This is a genomic window from Streptomyces sp. NBC_00597 (assembly GCF_041431095.1).
Lineage (GTDB): Bacteria > Actinomycetota > Actinomycetes > Streptomycetales > Streptomycetaceae > Streptomyces.
Genome location: NZ_CP107757.1, coordinates 5,340,836 through 5,356,607, shown reverse-complemented (window position 1 = coordinate 5,356,607; position 15,772 = coordinate 5,340,836). Strand labels below are relative to the sequence as shown.

Sequence of the window (15,772 nt, the reverse complement as noted above, 5' to 3'; positions counted from 1 at the left end):
GCCCGCTCTGCAAGCGGGGCTGCGCCGACTGCCCCGGGTTGTCCGTCGTACGGGTGTCCGTCATCGGGAGGGCGGAGGCGCTGTCGGCCCTCCTTCTTTGAACGACTTCCAGATCGTGACCAGCACCAGGAGCTGCGCCAGGCAGAACGCCACCGAGGCGATGCGCATCTGGTAGACGTACACCAGCAGGCTGGCGTTGGACGGCCAGTAGCGCCGTTCGCTCGCGAACGTCTGGAGGTCCATGACCAGACCGGTGCAGGTCATCACGGACGCGAAGGCGGCGCTGGCGGCGATCGTGCCCTGCATGGCGTCACCGGTGATCTGGGCGATGATCTGGTGGAATCCGACCGGGACGGCGAAGGCGATGGCCACGTACAGGGCCTTCATCGGCCCGTGTCGTCCGGGAAGGTCACGCCACAGCGCACCCAGGAAGAACCCTCCGCCCACCCACGTCATGTGCCAGTAGAGGATCTCCAGGACCACCTTCAAGAACCCGACGGAGTTTTCCGCCATGACGGCCCAGGAGTCGCCGCGGACCAGATCGATCCAGTACATCAGCCCGGTGGCGGGAAGACCCACGAAGCAGGCGATGAGCGCGCACCGGCAGGCGTTGCCCCACCACGTGAGCATGGGACCGAGGGCGAACGGCAGGTCGACGGGCCTGACCCCTTCCGGCAGGCACTGGTCAAGCTGGTCGATTTCCCGCTCGATGGCCTCCTGCGACGCGGACTGCTCGGCCTGGGATCCCGAACCGGCGTGGTGCAGACGGGCCGTCAGTTCCCTGTAGTGCCGTGCCAGGCGCAACCACTGCGACCGGTCCGTTCCCGAAATCACCTTTCCCAGGGGTGCATCGCCCGCGGCGGGCTGTTCCAGGACCGACTTGGACCGCCCCAGAGCCAGCAAGGCCCACACCGCGGCAAGACCCGTGACCAGCGTCGCCGCGTATCCCGAGAATCCGAAATACCAGGCGAAGTTCGGGACGACGATGACGACGAAGAAAACGGCGAGAACCGACTTCTCGGCCGCGTTGGGCGTGAAGGAATCGGCCTCGTGCTGTTCGGCCCTGCACACGCGCAGGGCGCCCACCAGAGCCAGCGCCGTCAGGAAGACGATGATGTCCGCCAGTACGGACAGCGCGTCTTCGGCGAACCACCACCACCATGCGTCATACGCCTTTGCCAACGGCGATTCGGGGGTGTTCGCCACGACGTCGTTCAGCCAGGACCTGCGCTCCCAGCTGCGGTCGAAGGAAAGGAACGCCCAGAGCATGGTCGCTCCCGACACCCCGGCCGCGATGCAGACCATCGCCCCTTGCGACAGTCGCCTGCCGCCCAGGCACAGGAGGCGTTGCCCGCTGGCGATGATCCCCAGACAGCACAGGAACACCGGCACCGAATCGACCAGCACCGCCAGCCCGAGACCAGGACCCTCAATCAGGATGTCACTGGTGGGAAGCAGCCCGGCCACGGACAGTTCGGCGGCCACGCAGAGGGAGACGACGCAGGCGGCGAGTCCGCAGACGAAGACGAGCAGCCACCTGCGCAGCTGCCCGAAGAAGCACAGGACGACGCCGATGAAAACGATCGAGAACAGCTCGACCGTCGCCGTGTAGTCCCCGCTCCAGAGGAACCGTCTTTGGAGGAGCCCGTAAAGATCATCGCCCAGGTAGGCGACCACGGTGACGAGCACCAGGATCACCGCCCATGAATCCAGCCCCTTGAGGGCCCTTTCCTCTGCTGGAAGGGGATCGCGCCGCAGGCCCCGCCGGAGCCACCGGCCTGCGACGAAGGCCAGGAGGCCGGTTGCCACGCCCCCGAACGCCCCCGACGCCCCGCCGACGCCCAGCACTTCCCAGATCTGGCCCTCCGTTTGAGCGAGCGCCGCCCATTCCTGCGCGGCCGGCGGCCTGAAGGACACGTCGGGGACCTCGATCGGCTTCTTGTCGTGCCAGCTCAGTTCGGCGCGGTCCTCACCGAACGTCGGCGGCGGCCAGGCCGACATCGCGGACGGTCCCCCCAGGCGTACGCGGACCGTCTCCCACGTCGCCTTGGTGAGGCTCGGAGGAGGTCTCAGCCGGACCCTCCACTCGCCCTTGCCCGCCGTCAGCGTCCACAAGCCCACCTCGTACGTGCCGAGCGTCTGGATCCAAGTGACGGCCTCGTAGTGGACGGTGACCCATTTGCCGGAGAGCTCCACGGAAAGCGGTTTCAACCGCCATTCGTAGTCGAGGGGATCCTCCCCCTTGGCTGGGGCGCCCTTCCCCAGGAGGCAGCGGAGCGCGTCCCGGTAGAACGGCGAATGCGTGTCCAGCAGCAGGTCGGAGGTCCGCTCCCAGCCCGCCGGGATCTTGATGTCCGTGACGCTGGTGATGGTGCTGGCGTCGCGGCCGCGGTGGACGAGCTCCGCCGAGGTGGTGATCTTCGTCCCGGCGAGCCGGTCCGGATTGCAGGAACGGGCCCGAGGGGGATCCGCGGCCCGGGCGGGGCCGGCCAGGAACAGGGCCGACGACAGCACGAGCAATGAGAGGAGCGAGAGGAGCGAGAGGAGCGAGAGCAGCACGTGACGCCTGAAATGGATCACCGCTCCAGAATCATCCCCGGCGGCCCCGCACCACTACCGGCAACGCGGCGGAGCACGTCCAGGTTCACCATCACGGCCGAGTGCCTGGCGGCCGGGCGTGCGAAGCCGGGTCAGGAAAGGTGAGCTGCACGGTCAGCGACGTTCCGACCGGTCGGTCACTACCTTCTCCTCACCCACCCCCGCACGAAACGTTTCGTTGGGAGAGCCCCCATGCGTTTCCGTACCCCCGCGCGCACCCGCAGGACCGCCATCGCCGCCGTCACCGCTGCCGCCGCCGTGGCCGTGTCGGTGTGGACCCCCGTCACCGCCACGGCATCTGACACCGCGTCCGACACCGCGTCCGTCACCGCTTCCGACTTCGCGTCCGACACCGGTCGGCCCGGGGACGTCGTCAGCTCCGCTCCGTCCGCCTTCCACCCGCTGCCCGGTCAGCCGACCAACACCAAGGCCTGGAAGGTCCACTACCGCTCCACCACCGCCGACGGCGCCCCGAACACCGTCTCCGGCACCGTGATCGTCCCCCAGGACGGCCGGACCGGCCCGCGCCCGCTCGTCACCTACGCCGTCGGCACCGTCGGCATGGGCGATTCCTGCGCGCCGAGCAACAACCTCCCGTACGGCACCGCGATGGAGGCCAACCTCATCCAGCAGCTCACCCTGCGCGGCTGGGCCGTGGTCGTCACCGACTACGAGGGCCTCGGCACCCCGGGCGTCCACACCTACACCGTCGGCCCCTCGGCCGGGCACGCCGTGCTCGATGCCGCCCGTGCCGCCGAGCGGCTCCCGGAGGCGGGGCTGTCGGCGAGCACCCCGGTCGGCATCATGGGCTACTCGCAGGGCGGCCAGGCCAGCAGCTGGGCCGCCGAACTGCAGGGCTCGTACGCGCCGGAGTTGCAGGTCAAGGGCACGGCGACCGGCGGGGTCCCGGCCGACCTGATGGAGGTGGCCGACTTCAACGACGGCTCGTACGGCGCGGGCCTCATCTTCATGGCGGCCGCCGGCCAGGACGCCGCCTTCCCCGAGCTCCGGCTCGACTCCTACCTCAACCCGGCGGGCAAGGCCCTGGTGGCGGGCATGAAGGACGGCTGCGTCGCCGTCGACGCCATCGCCGGATCCTTCAAGCGGATCACCGACCTCACCACCCGCAACCCCCTGGAACAGCCGGACTGGCAGGCCCGGTTGAACCAGAGCAGGCTCGGGCGGACGGCCCCGGCCGCGCCGGTGTACCAGTACCACGCGCTCGGCGACGAGCTCATCCCCTACGCCGTCGGGCGGCAACTGCGCGCGCAGTGGTGCGCGAAGGGGGCGGACGTGGAGTGGGACACGGTCTGGGTCGGCGAGCACGTCAGCGGCGTGATCACCCACTCCCCGGAAGCCGGCAACTGGCTGGCTGACCGCTTCGCGGGCCGTCCGACGCACACCGACTGCTGACCGCCCGGTCGTGTCTCGCGCTCGCGCCGAGCTCCACGGACACCCTCGTCTTCGCCAAGGCGGGCGAGAGGCAGCGGACGCAGCGGACCGCCACCGGCTCGGCGGCCCTCTGCCCGGGCCGCTAGCGGCCCGCGGCCTCCGCGTTCCGGACGATCCGGGCGAGCAGGTCCCGTACGGCGGCCGACTCGGCCTCGGACAGGCCCTCGGCGAGGCGGGCGTCGAGCTTGGCCACCAGCGCGTCGGCGGTGGCGAACACCTCCGCGCCGCGCTCGGTCATCCGGATCTCGATGAGCGTGCCGTGGATCGGGTGCGGGGTGCGCGCGATGAGGCCGCGGGTCTCCAGCCGGCCGAGCAGGCTGTTCATCGTCTGCGGAGTCACCGAGAGGCGGCGCGCGAGTTCGGCGGCGTTGATCCCGGGGTTGTCGCTGAGCACGGCGAGCGCGGCCTGCTGGGCAGCGGTGATCCCGGCCTCGCGCACCGCGGCCTCCTTGGCGGCCTGCGTGATGCGTTCGGCCTGCTTGATGTGGATCAACAGGCGCTCGGAGTAGTGCATGGGGCGAGTGTAGGAGCGGGTGCCAGTGACCACCAAGCAGTCAGCCAGCTTGCAGATACCTATAAGCATGCTGTTAGCTACAAGCGCACGAACTCTTCTTACAAAGGGATGACGCCATGACTGCTGTCCGCACCCGCCCGGCCCTCGGCAACGACCTCGCACGCGCCATCGTCGACGCCGCCCTTGCCGCCGCCCGGGAGACCGACCTGTTCTTCGCCGTCGCCGTCGTCGACGAATCGGGCCACCTCAGCGCGTTCGCCCGGATGGACGGCTCGGGCCTGATGACGATCCAGATCGCCCAGGACAAGGCGTACACGGCGGCCGCCTTCGGCCTGAGCACCTCCGGCTGGCACGAGTTCGTCGAGAACGACGCGCAGCTTTCGGCGGGGGCCCGCACCGGAATCGACCGCCTGGTCACGTTCGGCGGCGGCCTGCCGATCGTCGTGGACGGCCAGCTGGTGGGCGGAATCGGCGTCTCGGGCGGCCACTGGTCGGACGACGTCAAGATCGCCGAAGCGGGCCTGGCCGCCATCACCGCGTAGCGGCCGCATCTGGCCCCGCATCCGGCTCCGCCCGCCTGCCCAGCGCCGCGCAGCGCCGACCCGCACGGCGGTGATCGCGGCGGTTCCGGCGGGCGGTGCCGGTTGCCCACGCGGCATGCACCCCAGGCAGGCCCGCAGGCAGCCGCCCGTGCCCGCCGAGCCCGATGCCGTGTGCGGCCTGCGGGGCGTCGTCGGCGCCGGTTACGACGCTCCCGTCGCCGTCCCGTCCCGCGTCCCGCGTCCCGCCGTGACCGTCACCGCTGCGCCGTCACTCGACCCCGGTCAGGGGCGGCGGTAGAGGTCGTCGATCTCTTGGGCGAACTCCCGGGCGATGACGCCCCGCTTCAGCTTCAGCGACGGCGTCAGGTGGCCCTTCGCCTCCGTGAACTCCCCCGGCAGCACCGCGAACCGCCGGATCGATTCCGCCCGCGACACCAGCCGGTTCGCTTCGTCCACCGCGCGTTGGAGGTCCGCCCGCAGTTCCTCGTCCCGCACCAACTCCCGCATCGGCATCGCCGTCTTCTTCCGCATCTGCCGCCAGTGCGACAGACCCTCCGGCTCCAGGGTGATCACCGCCGTCACGTACGGCCGGTTGTCGCCGATCACCATGCACTGGCCGACCAACGGGTGGGCCCGTAGCCAGTCCTCCAGCGGGGCCGGGGCCACGTTCTTGCCGCCGGAGGTGATGATCAGGTCCTTCTTGCGCCCCGTGATCGTCAGGTAGCCCTCCCCGTCCAGCTCCCCGATGTCCCCGGTGGTGAGCCACCCGCCACCGCCCACCACCTCGTACGTGGCGCTGTTCCAGTACCCCGCGAAGACGTGCCGCCCGCGCAGCAGCACTTCCCCGTCCTCCGCGATGCGCACCGCCGTGCCGGGCAGTGGCCAGCCGACCGTCCCGAGCCTCGGTTGCTGTGGCGGGGTCACGGTGCTGGCCCCGGTCGTCTCGGTGAGCCCGTACCCCTCGAAGACCTCGATCCCGGCGCCGGCGTAGAAGGCCGCGAGGCGCCGCCCGAGCGGGGAGCCGCCGCTCAGGACGTACCGGACGCGTCCGCCCAGCGCCGCCCGGATGCGCCGGTAGACGAGCGGGTCGTACAGGGCCCGCGCCGCCCGCAGCCCCATGCCCGGGGTCCCGCTCTCGACGGTCTCCCCGTACCGCTGCGCGATCCGCGCCGCCCGGTCGAACGACGGGGCGCGGCCCATGCGTTCGGCGGTGGCGCGGGCGCTGTTGTAGACCTTCTCCAGCACGTACGGGATGGCCAGCAGGAACGTCGGGCGGAACCCGGCGAGGTCGGCCAGCAGCTCCTCCGTCTGGATGCTCGGCGCGTGCCCGAGCTTGACGCGGGCCCGCATGCAGCCGACGGCCACCATCCGCCCGAAGACGTGCGAGAGCGGCAGGAAGAGCAGGGTGGAGGCCGGGTCCTTGCTGACAGACTTGAAGACGGGGTGCAGCAGCTCGACGGCGTTGTCGGCTTCGGCGAAGAAGTTGGCGTGCGTGATCACGCAGCCCTTGGGCTGTCCGGTGGTGCCGGAGGTGTAGATGAGGGTGGCGACGGAGTCCGGCGTACGGACGGACCGGCGCGCGTGCACGACGGCGTCGGGCAGGTCTTCACCGGCCTTGATCAGCCGCGACACGGCGCCGGTGTCGAACTCCCACAGGTGCGCCAGCCAGGGCAGGTGGGCCCGTTCGGCGCTGATGATGCGGGCCTGCGCGGTGTCCTCGACGGCGCAGGCCACGGCGCCGGAGTCGTGGATGATCCAGCGGGCCTGGAGCGCGGACGATGTCGGGTAGATCGGTACGGTGACCAGCCCGGCGGCCCATCCGGCGAAGTCCAGCAGGGTCCACTCGTAGGTGGTCCGGGCCATGATGGCCAGCCGGTCGCCTTCGCGCAGCCCCTCGGCGATGAGGCCCTTGGCCACGGCCATGACCTCGGCCGCGAACTCGGCGGCGGTCACGTCCCGCCAGCTCCCGTCCCGCTCCTTGCGGGCGAGGACCGGCTCGCCGGGGGCCTCGCGGGCGTTCTGGAACGGGATGTCCCCGAGCGACCCGCTCATCGGCACGCCGACCAGCGCGGGCACCTCGACCTCCCGCACCACCCCGTCGACGACGGTCAACACGGGGCGGACCAGCCGGGGCTCGACTCCCACTCCATCCACGGCGCTCTCCTCGGCTCGGCTCGACTAGGAGTTACCGCCGGTAATCTACGGAGGGCCACCCCCGCTGACCACCCCTCTGACCAGCCCGACCCGAACCCACCCGACTCCTCCACACCCCACGCACCACCAGGAGCATCCCCGCCTGGGCCGTTCGGGCGAGGGGGGATCGATTCCGCACCCGCCGACCGATGACCTGGCCGCTTCCCTGCCGAAAGGGTGGTGCCCGCAGGTTGCCGCTCATCCGGTCCCGGTCATCACCGGCGCATCGGGAGCTCCACTCACGGCCTGCAGTCCCAGGAGGTGATCACGTGAGGATCCCACCCAAGTCCGGACCCCACCCGCGCGTGCGGGCGCGGCGCACACCGGCGAAGACCCCACCGTCACGGACGACCCCGGTTTTGGTCCTGCTGGTCCTCCTCTTGACGGCGGGCTACCTGGGCCGGTTCGGCATCGAGGACCTCAGCGAGGCCCTGACCTTCATGGGCCGCGTCACCGGCGCCGGACTCGTCACGGCCTCGGTCGCCGCGCTACTGGGCGGCATCGCGGTCATGGACCACTGGTTCTGGAACAGCTTCCCCTACTCCGGAACGGTCGCGCTAGTCGGAACTGTCGCAGCATTCTTGACCAATTCGATGGTCCTGCTTGAGGTACTGAAGGGCGACTCTCCGTACTACATGGTGCTGTCGAGCCTGCTCACGGCGGGTTCCGCATGGGCCGTCTTCGCGGTGTGGCGGACATCGGTCGAGATCCCCGCTCCGAGGAGGGTGGCCACGGCGCTCATCGTCTCCTCTGTATTCGCGATCGCCAATTTCGGCTATCAGAACCTCTACGAGCCCTACCAGCACGGGGCCAGGCCCGTCATCAAGCTGACCATGGGGAAGCATGAATTGAGTATGGACGGAAAGTCATTCGCCGTGCCGATCGACATTACGCTCGAAAACCACAGCGATGTGGGTTTCTACATCATGGGTGCCGAGTTCCACGCCATGGGGCAAAAGGTGGGAGTGAGCAGCCATGACCTGCTCCGGCAAAAATGGCGCCACGATGCCGAGCAGTGGAAAACATCCCAGGAGAAAAGCCCGCTCTCCCGGAGGGAGGTCCACCAGCCCGGCGAGTTGGTGGCGGCCCAGCCATGGATGACCCAGGGAAACTGGATCGAGGCAAGCGACTCGTTCGCCGCTCGGACGGTTGTGCAGCTGCCCATCGACACGCCCTACGACCAAGTGGCCTTTTACGCCAGCGCGAGCTTCGCACGCAAGGACCGGCTCGTCCTGGATTCGGTCAAATTTGACAGATATTCCTGGAAGGGCGGCAAATTGCCCTCGTGGTTGAAGAAGGATCTAGATTCCCTCATCTACAGCGGCAGGGTGCACGAAAACAATTCGATCGACGAGCGCACGATGGACCCCCGCTTCGTCGACGTCTATTGGACGTTCGGCACGCAGGGTGCACACGTTTCCTCATCCATCACGCGAAAAGGCGACGAAGATCGCATCCCGCCCGAAGCGGAATACCGCGCGGTGAGTAACCGGTACGGCCTCGTCGATGTCGTGACGGGTCCGATCCAGCGATCGCTGTGGGACATCAAGCGCCGTCAGTGACCGTCTTTGCCGCACCGGGCGCGCGGGATCGCGGGTCCAGTCGCTCCAGCCACGCGACGAGGGCGAGAGAACTGTTCATGCGATCCCACGATTCCGCGTCCCCGACGCCGAGCCGTGCCTCCCTCACCGCCCGGCACAGCACCTCGATGTCGAACATCTCCGCAACCAGCGGATGCCTCGCGGAGCGGCAGAGGTCGATGAGTTCGTCGCCGTGTACCCGCAAGCCACGGGCGTAGAGCTGGTCGAAGGGGACTTTGACCGCTCGGCCGCGGATCCGGGAGGGGAGCAGATCTGCCATGGCCTCGCGCAGAACCGCCTTGGGACGGCCCGGGTGGAACGTGGCTTCGGCAGGGAGGCGGCGCATCGTGGCGATGACCTCGCGGTCGAGAAAGGGGTGCGAGAGGAAGAATCCGTCCTGCCGTGCTCGGTTCCAGGACAGCATGTCGGGAGCGGCGAGGTAATTGGCCGCCTCGAAGACCGACTCTTCCGGCCGGCGTCCGAACACGAAACGGCTCTCCGCGAGGCTCGCGTCACGGTAGCCGTGGGCCCGCGCAAATCCGGATCGCAGCCAACGGGGGCGGGTGAAGCGGCCGAGGCCGCCCAGCACGGTCCCGCGGCGGTCGAGCGCGGCGATCTGCTCGGCCACCAGTGGCAGGGACGGCCGCATGGCGTAGTCGTAGACGACGTCGCGCAGGCCGCGCTCGGTGCCTTCGGCCCAGGCACGTGCCTGCTTCGTCATCTGCCGGAGCTGCCCTGTACGGGCCAGTCTGTGCAGGTGAAAAGGGTTGGCGTCCGCGATCGGATCGGCCCCGCAACCGGTCAGGAGGATGTCGCAGCCGAGTTCCGCCGCATGGCCGTGGAGCCTGCTCCAGAACGGGGCGCGGAAGGCGTGCGCATGAGGCTCGTCCGCTTCTCCCGCATGGTGTTCGAAATCGTCAAAGTCCGCCACATCGCCGACGTCCGCGATCACCGGGCGGGCCGCAGGTGCATGACGGCAGATCTCCTTCATTGCCGCTTCGAGGTACGGCTGCTCCCCGGCCAGCTCTCCTCCGTCGAAGCGCCCGGCGAGCAGGACGAGGCCCCCTGGGTGCTCCTGTCCCTCGGCGAGCAGGCGTGCTGCGAGCAGTGCGACGCTGGTGGAGTCGGTGCCGCCGGAGACGTGGCATGCCGGCATCCGGCCCATGCGGCGCCCGACGGCATGCTCCAGTGCGAGGCGCAGGTTCTTGGCGGCCCCGCTGAGACGGAGCCCGTCTGCCGTCGGCTCCCACGGATCGTCGGCCTCACCGGCGCGGCTGCGCACCCGCCCGCGCATCTGCCCGGTGAGCGAAAGCTCCACGACCTCGCCGCCGAGGATCCGGCGCACACCGGAGAAAGGGGTGAGTTCCGAGTGCGGTTGCGCCAGGTTCCCGGTCAGGTACCGGCAGAAGTAGGTACGCTCCAGCGCTTTGAAGTCGCCCAGACAGCGCGCCGACGTACTCACCGCGCTCACGCGCCCGCCGGATTCCCGGAAGTACAGGGGAATGCGCGCACGGTCGTCGCGCATCAGCACAATGCGGTCGTGGCACACCAGGACGGCCGCATAGTCGCCGATCGGCAGACGCGGTGCGGCTCCCGGTCGGCCGACTTCGTCCAGGAGCCCGCGCGCGCCCGCCACGCGGTCACGGACCGAGCCGACCCAGCCGACGACCACCGCCGTGCCGGCCCGTGAGGAGACCGTCGTCACGAGTCCCTGCCGTTCCATGGCCTCGGCCGCCCGCAGCCTCGGTGCGCCCCCGGCCCAGTCAAGGCGGAGTGCTTGCACGTCACTGCCCGCCGCAACTGATCGAGAGGACCGGCGCGAACGCGTGGCCCCGTGGATCGGAGTCAGGGATGCACACGCCCCCTGAAGAGCTCCAGGCATGCAAGGCGAACGGGTGCTCGCGCACACCGACGTGAAGCGTGGCATTCAAGCCGCGTCGCCGTAGGAGGACGAAGGCCGTCACGGCCTCGGCCTTGCAGTCGTCGTTCACGAACCAGCTTCTGCGACTGTGTGAGCGCACTGCTCGTTTCAGCCGCGCCACCTCCTCCGCTGAAGGGGCGTCTGCACGTGCGTACACCGGGGCCGCCAAGTACAGGAGCCGAAGGACGCGCCCGAAGCCCATGGTCCGGATCGACAGGTGCACCCCGCGCAGCCAGAGCCCGACTTCGACGTCCGAGTACGCCTTCCGGTGGTCGGTTGCGCACCCGGCGCGGATCATATCGGTGACGAGATCAGCGCGTTCCTCGGAGCTTCCCTCCGCAAATTTTCGAACGTCCGTCTCCGTCATGCCGAGAAAACGGGTCCGCCGCCTCCAGTCGGCAATCAGAGCACCACTGGACGTCCTGGTGACACTGCAATGCGGCGACAGAATCCGCGTAATGGCCGCCAGGGTGTCGGTCTCTTCCGCCACCGCACATACTCCAAACTCGGCCTGCCGCACGGACTCTGCGGCAGGCCGAGTTCGACACGGTGGGCTGTATCAGGACAGATATCCGTGGCCGTCGTAAAGTCCCCCGCTGAAGCCTCTAATCGAACGGCCGTTGCCGAGAAGAACAAACCGATGCGGTATACGGCGCCGCAGCCGTCGAACAAACATCGCGTACCTCCAGGATCAGGCAGCGTCCCTCAACTCCAGGCTACTCCGCGCCGAATGGCCCGCAATAGCGGCTCTCGCAGCGGTCTGACCAGCAAGAATCACCTGCCGCAGACAACTTGAACACGAGACCACCCGGCACCCGGGCAGGGTGGGGGACGACCGTGAAGGGGGTCGCACCGTGTACGCGGTGGTGCCGGCACGGCCGCGGTGAGGAAGCGGGCTCGGTACACCGGGCACCACCTTCGATGTCGGTAAGCAGGGACGCCTGCCAGTAGGCCACGCCCCGGGGCCGCAGCCGCGGCGACATCCCACCGGAGCGGCCGGACGGCGCAGCACGTCAACCCCTGAGAGCGCTCGGCTCGGGCCGGCCACGCCACCGGCACGCGGGGCGACCGTGAAGGGGGCCGGGCCCGAGTAGTCGAAGGTGCCGACGGGCAGGCAGTTCGCCTCGGTGACCGTCCCGAGGCCGTCGCAGTGCTGCGTCTTGAGGTGAAGCGGACGGTGGTGGTGTGCGGACCGACGGGCAGCGCCTTGAGCGGCGGGGAGATGATGCCGGTGAACGGCAGGCCGTCGGTGCCGACGAAGCCGGGGCGCAGGACCTCGTTCTTCTTGAACGTGACGCGCTGCTCCTGCGCCGCGTCAACCCCTGAGGCCGCCCGGCTCAGGCGGCGACGGCTGCGCCCGCCCCGGACGAACAGTCGCCGCATCGGCCGCCCGGGTAGGGGGCGCGGAAGGCGCGTTCGCAGCCGTCGCAGGTCTGGAAGGGGTCCGGGCGTCTGACCGGCTTGGCCGACGCGACCGGGGCCAGGGGCAGGTGCGGCGGGAGCAGCGCCTTCAGGCGGTACGCCAGCACGGAGGCGGGGCTGCGCATCGGCTCCGGGAGCTTTGCGCTCAGGGCCAGCCCCACCGCCTCGGGGTCCGCACCCCGGTCGAGCCAGAGCGACACGGCGGGTGCGAGGCGTTCCACGTCGCGCTCGGCCAGGAGCAGCCGCGGGTCGTAGCGGCGGAGCCCGGCGAGTAGATCGGCCGCCCCGGGATGCGGGTGCCGCGGCTCGTGCTCGTGCTCGGGCTCGGGCTCGGCGTCCGGAACCCGCCGCGGACCGGCCTCCGGAGCCGGGCCGGGCTGCGGCTCCCGGTCCGAGTCCGGGGCTGGGACCGGGACCGGGACCGGGGTCGGGTCCAGGGCCGGGTCGGGCGCGCGGCCCGGCGGAGGCGGAGGCGGCCCGTCCGGGCCGGTCGGCGGTTTGTTGTACGAGTACGTGCGGGTCACCACCCGGCCCGTGGCCTGCCGCTCGGTCCGGCGTTCCAGGTACCCGCACCGCTCCAGCTCCCGCAGGGCGGCGCTGATGCGCTTCTCGCCCTCCGGGAAACGGTCCGTGAGCGCCCTGATGCCCACCGGGGCGCCCTCCGGCAGCGACTGGATGTGCGCCGCGATCCCGATCGCCGTCGCCGACAGCTCCCGGTGCTGGAGCAGGTGATTGCCGATCACGGTGTAGTGACTGGCGTGCCACGTGTTGACGTGGATGACACCGGATCGGGGGGTCCCGTCGGGAACCCGGGACGAGGCGCACGAGGGCGCGCTAGGCTGCTCAAGAGCCATGAGGAAGGTCTGCTTCCTGATTGGTCAGGCCCTCGACCGGGATGCCAGTCCCGCCGGGGGCCGTCTCATGTCTGTGGTTGTCGGGGCCGAGCATATGCCCGCCAACCAACCCGAAATCCAGCCCAGTTGGCACAGTTCACCCGACCGAGCGACCGGGGGTCGGGTGGGGTGGGTGGGTTGGTTCTTTCCACCGGTTCTTTGGTCTTTATGCGTCTAAGCGCGCCGGATCGCGGCACCCCAGGGCGCGGTGGCGAGCAACACCTCCGCCCAGACCACCTTGCACGGGGACGGCCCCTCCCGTACGCCCCAACGCCCCGCGAGCGCCTCGACCAGCACCAGCCCCCGCCCCGCATCGTGGATCTGCGGGATCCGGTCGCCCCGGGGGTCCGTCACCTCGATCAGCAGCGCGTCGGGCGTGACGGTGAGTGCCAGCCGGAAGTCCCGCCCGGGCACGCGCCCGTGGGTCACCGCGTTGCTGGCGAGCTCGGCGATGATCTGCGAAGGCACCTCCAAGGGCAGTCCCCAGGAGCGGAGTTGTTCGACGGCCAGCACGCGGCCGAGTCGAGCCCCGCGCGGAGTCGCGGACAGCTGGACGTGAAAGTCGACGAGTTGAGGAATCACGTCACTCAGCGTGTCGGTCCGTGCGTACCGTGAGAAGCAACACCGCCCGTACGTCCCGCGCTTGTCCGGTGCTTGTCCGGCCCTGTCCGGGCTGTCCGGCCGGACCCGACGGGTACGGGGCGCTGAGGACATCGGCTCGTCGGAGGTGGGCGCGCATGAGCGTGGACAGCAGTGACGGTACGGAAGAGCCCGGCTGGGACGTCGACCCGGAAGACGAACAGGGCGTGGCCGTGGTGGCCGCGCTGGGCCGCCAGCTCAAGGCCTGGCGCGAAGCGGCCAATATGCGGGCGGCCGACTTGGGTGCGGCGGTCGGGTACGGGGAGGACCAGGTCCGCAAGGTCGAGGCGGGCAAGCGGATCCCCCGCCCCGAGTACCTGGACCGGGCGGACGCCGCACTGAAGGCGGGCGGCAAGATCGCCGCGATGAAGGTCGACCTGGAACAGGTCCGCTACCCCAAGAAGGTTCGAGACCTGGTGAAGCTGGAAAGCCGAGCGGTCGAACTGTCCGCGTACGGCAACCACAACATCCATGGCCTGTTGCAGACGGACGACTACGCGCGAGCCCTGTTCGAGATGTGGCAGCCTCCGCAGACCATCGAGGAGGTGGAACGTGGTTTGGCCGGGCGGATGGCCCGGCGGTCGATCTTCGAGCGCAGCCCGGCACCCGCTCTGTGCTTCGTCCAGGAAGAGGTGACCCTGCGGCGCCGCATCGGAGGGACAATGGTGATGCGTGGGCAACTCGAACGCCTGCTTGAGGTCGCCGAGTTGCGGCACGTGACGATCCAGGTCATGCCCACCCGCCTCGAAGAGCACGCTGGAATGGGTGGGTTGATCCAAGTGTTGAAATTCGCGGACGGATCGGCGGTAGGGCGCTCCGAAGGGGCGTTCAACGGCCGCCCCGTCTCCGATCCGAGGCAGGTCCGGATCCTTGAGCAGTGCCATGCCATGATCCGGTCCCAGGCTCTCACACCACGGGAGTCCGTCGCATTCATCGAGCAAGTGCTGGGAGAGACATGATCCACGGATCCGAGCTGAAGTGGTTCAAGAGCAGCTACAGCGACAGCGGCGACATCAACGACTGCATCGAGGTCGCCTGGTTCAAGAGCAGCTACAGCGACAGCAGCGACGGGAACGACTGCGTCGAGGTGGCGGCCACCCCCGATGCCGTCCTGGTCCGGGATTCCAAGGACATCGCGCGAACCCACCTGACCGTCGGGCCCGGCGCGTGGGCCGGGTTCGTGGCCCACGCGTCCGGCATCTGACGGCGACCCTCAGGCGCGGGTGCAGACGTGCACCGACTCGCTGTGCCCGCCCTCGCTGTGGACGATCCGCAGGACGTTGTCCTTGTAGGTCACCTTCAGCACCTGGCCGTCGCCCGCGTCCTTGTGGCCGGGCGCCTTCCAGGGAAACGTGAGCGAGACGTTCTCCGCGACCTCCTTGGGGACGGTCAGCGCCTCGCCGCCGGTCAGTCGGCTCAGGCTCGCCTTGGGGGCCTCGTACACGTCGAGGACCAGGTGGCCGCCGCGCAGCATCCAGCCTCCTGACCAGGTGACGGGGGAGGGGCCGCTGGTCCAGGTGATGGTCCAGCCGGAGTTGCCCCCGCCGTCCGCGTTCACGGTGGCCTTCCCCTTCACGGTCTCGCCGCCCGGCGTGGTCGACTCCAGGTTCCAGTCGCCCTTGATGAACGCGTCGAAGGCCCGGGCGATCGGACCCGATGAGGCCGGGGCGGGTGCCGCGGACGATGCGGCCGGGCCTCCCCCGGCTGACGGGCCTCCCCCGGCGGCCGGGTCGGCCGGGGCCGCCGGCGTGCCGGGCAGGGGGTCCTTGCCCTTGGCTCCGCACGCCGCGACCAGTGAGGCCCCGACCCCGATCGCCAGGTAGCGCAGCGCGTTGCGCCGCCCGATCATCCGTGCCGCCGTGCGCATCTCCCGTACCGTCACCAGTCCCCCATACAAGGTCAGTTGATCAACGGCGATCGACTATAGACGCGCACTCGGGTGGCCGGTTTCGCATTTTGGAACCGTATGATCCCCTTCCACGTCTCTCATGGACATGACCAGCCGAATCTGGCCATGT

General features: G+C 69.7%; 15 protein-coding genes. 7 read left to right on the top strand and 8 right to left on the bottom strand.

What is annotated here, in order from left to right:
- Positions 1-60: 60 nt before the first annotated feature.
- Positions 61-2,580 carry a DUF6185 family protein gene (locus tag OG974_RS24330; RefSeq protein ID WP_371644468.1) on the bottom strand — a complete coding sequence of 840 codons (2,520 nt, stop codon included), beginning with the start codon at positions 2,578-2,580 and terminating at the stop codon, positions 61-63.
- Between the two features lie 210 nt (positions 2,581-2,790).
- On the opposite strand from OG974_RS24330, the gene OG974_RS24325 reads away from it, so the two are divergent.
- Positions 2,791-4,011: a lipase family protein gene (locus tag OG974_RS24325; RefSeq protein ID WP_371644466.1), complete on the top strand. Its 1,221-nt coding sequence runs from the start codon at positions 2,791-2,793 to the stop codon at positions 4,009-4,011.
- 121 nt (positions 4,012-4,132) lie between these two features.
- Here the strand turns inward: OG974_RS24325 and OG974_RS24320 are convergent, their stop codons facing one another.
- Positions 4,133-4,564 carry a MarR family transcriptional regulator gene (locus tag OG974_RS24320; RefSeq protein WP_327284795.1) on the bottom strand — a complete coding sequence of 144 codons (432 nt, stop codon included), beginning with the start codon at positions 4,562-4,564 and terminating at the stop codon, positions 4,133-4,135.
- Positions 4,565-4,680: 116 nt separating this feature from the next.
- Here OG974_RS24320 and OG974_RS24315 point away from each other — a divergent pair, with 116 nt between their 5' ends.
- Positions 4,681-5,106, top strand: a complete 426-nt coding sequence (locus OG974_RS24315) for a heme-binding protein (protein ID WP_327284794.1) — start codon at positions 4,681-4,683, stop codon at positions 5,104-5,106.
- Between the two features lie 115 nt (positions 5,107-5,221).
- Positions 5,222-5,404: a hypothetical protein gene (locus OG974_RS24310; RefSeq protein ID WP_329314262.1), complete on the top strand. Its 183-nt coding sequence runs from the start codon at positions 5,222-5,224 to the stop codon at positions 5,402-5,404.
- On the opposite strand, the gene OG974_RS24305 is transcribed toward OG974_RS24310, so the two are convergent.
- Positions 5,389-7,260: a long-chain fatty acid--CoA ligase gene (locus OG974_RS24305; RefSeq protein ID WP_371644463.1), complete on the bottom strand. Its 1,872-nt coding sequence runs from the start codon at positions 7,258-7,260 to the stop codon at positions 5,389-5,391. The two genes, OG974_RS24310 and OG974_RS24305, sit on opposite strands and share 16 nt — an antisense overlap.
- Positions 7,261-7,658: 398 nt before the next feature.
- Here OG974_RS24305 and OG974_RS24300 point away from each other — a divergent pair, with 398 nt between their 5' ends.
- Positions 7,659-8,861 (top strand): hypothetical protein, encoded by a 1,203-nt coding sequence (locus tag OG974_RS24300; protein WP_371644461.1) that lies wholly within the window; start codon positions 7,659-7,661, stop codon positions 8,859-8,861.
- Here OG974_RS24300 and OG974_RS24295 read toward each other — a convergent pair.
- Positions 8,845-10,584, bottom strand: coding sequence for an asparagine synthase-related protein (locus OG974_RS24295; RefSeq protein WP_371644459.1), 1,740 nt, complete (start codon positions 10,582-10,584; stop codon positions 8,845-8,847). The genes OG974_RS24300 and OG974_RS24295 overlap by 17 nt on opposite strands.
- A 79-nt stretch (positions 10,585-10,663) precedes the next feature.
- Entirely contained in the window at positions 10,664-11,290 is a 627-nt protein-coding gene (locus OG974_RS24290; RefSeq protein ID WP_327284791.1) for a lasso peptide biosynthesis B2 protein, read from the bottom strand.
- A 695-nt stretch (positions 11,291-11,985) separates the two neighbouring features.
- On the opposite strand from OG974_RS24290, the gene OG974_RS24285 reads away from it, so the two are divergent.
- Positions 11,986-12,126 carry a hypothetical protein gene (locus OG974_RS24285; protein WP_371644457.1) on the top strand — a complete coding sequence of 47 codons (141 nt, stop codon included), beginning with the start codon at positions 11,986-11,988 and terminating at the stop codon, positions 12,124-12,126.
- 11 nt (positions 12,127-12,137) lie between these two features.
- Here OG974_RS24285 and OG974_RS24280 read toward each other — a convergent pair whose 3' ends face one another.
- Together OG974_RS24280 and OG974_RS24275 are read right to left on the bottom strand one after the other, a co-directional pair.
- Complete coding sequence (locus OG974_RS24280; RefSeq protein ID WP_371644455.1) at positions 12,138-12,965, bottom strand: helix-turn-helix domain-containing protein; 828 nt, start codon at positions 12,963-12,965, stop codon at positions 12,138-12,140.
- A 324-nt stretch (positions 12,966-13,289) separates the two neighbouring features.
- On the bottom strand, positions 13,290-13,697 hold the full coding sequence (locus OG974_RS24275) for an ATP-binding protein (protein ID WP_371644453.1): 408 nt from the start codon (positions 13,695-13,697) through the stop codon (positions 13,290-13,292).
- Between the two features lie 155 nt (positions 13,698-13,852).
- Here OG974_RS24275 and OG974_RS24270 point away from each other — a divergent pair, with 155 nt between their 5' ends.
- Both OG974_RS24270 and OG974_RS24265 read left to right on the top strand, forming a co-directional pair.
- On the top strand, positions 13,853-14,713 hold the full coding sequence (locus tag OG974_RS24270; protein WP_328763349.1) for a helix-turn-helix transcriptional regulator: 861 nt from the start codon (positions 13,853-13,855) through the stop codon (positions 14,711-14,713).
- Entirely contained in the window at positions 14,710-14,958 is a 249-nt protein-coding gene (locus tag OG974_RS24265; protein WP_371644451.1) for a DUF397 domain-containing protein, read from the top strand. The genes OG974_RS24270 and OG974_RS24265 overlap by 4 nt, the downstream gene beginning before the upstream one ends.
- 9 nt (positions 14,959-14,967) lie before the next feature.
- Here OG974_RS24265 and OG974_RS24260 read toward each other — a convergent pair whose 3' ends face one another.
- On the bottom strand, positions 14,968-15,621 hold the full coding sequence (locus OG974_RS24260) for a hypothetical protein (RefSeq protein WP_371644449.1): 654 nt from the start codon (positions 15,619-15,621) through the stop codon (positions 14,968-14,970).
- Positions 15,622-15,772: the final 151 nt, after the last annotated feature.

Coding starts and splice junctions, on each gene's coding strand:
- OG974_RS24325 (WP_371644466.1), top strand. CDS start 2,791: ATGCGTTTCCGTACCCCCGCGCGCACCCGCAGGACCGCCATCGCCGCC.
- OG974_RS24320 (WP_327284795.1), bottom strand. CDS start 4,564: ATGCACTACTCCGAGCGCCTGTTGATCCACATCAAGCAGGCCGAACGC.
- OG974_RS24315 (WP_327284794.1), top strand. CDS start 4,681: ATGACTGCTGTCCGCACCCGCCCGGCCCTCGGCAACGACCTCGCACGC.
- OG974_RS24310 (WP_329314262.1), top strand. CDS start 5,222: ATGCACCCCAGGCAGGCCCGCAGGCAGCCGCCCGTGCCCGCCGAGCCC.
- OG974_RS24270 (WP_328763349.1), top strand. CDS start 13,853: ATGAGCGTGGACAGCAGTGACGGTACGGAAGAGCCCGGCTGGGACGTC.
- OG974_RS24265 (WP_371644451.1), top strand. CDS start 14,710: ATGATCCACGGATCCGAGCTGAAGTGGTTCAAGAGCAGCTACAGCGAC.
- OG974_RS24260 (WP_371644449.1), bottom strand. CDS start 15,621: ATGCGCACGGCGGCACGGATGATCGGGCGGCGCAACGCGCTGCGCTAC.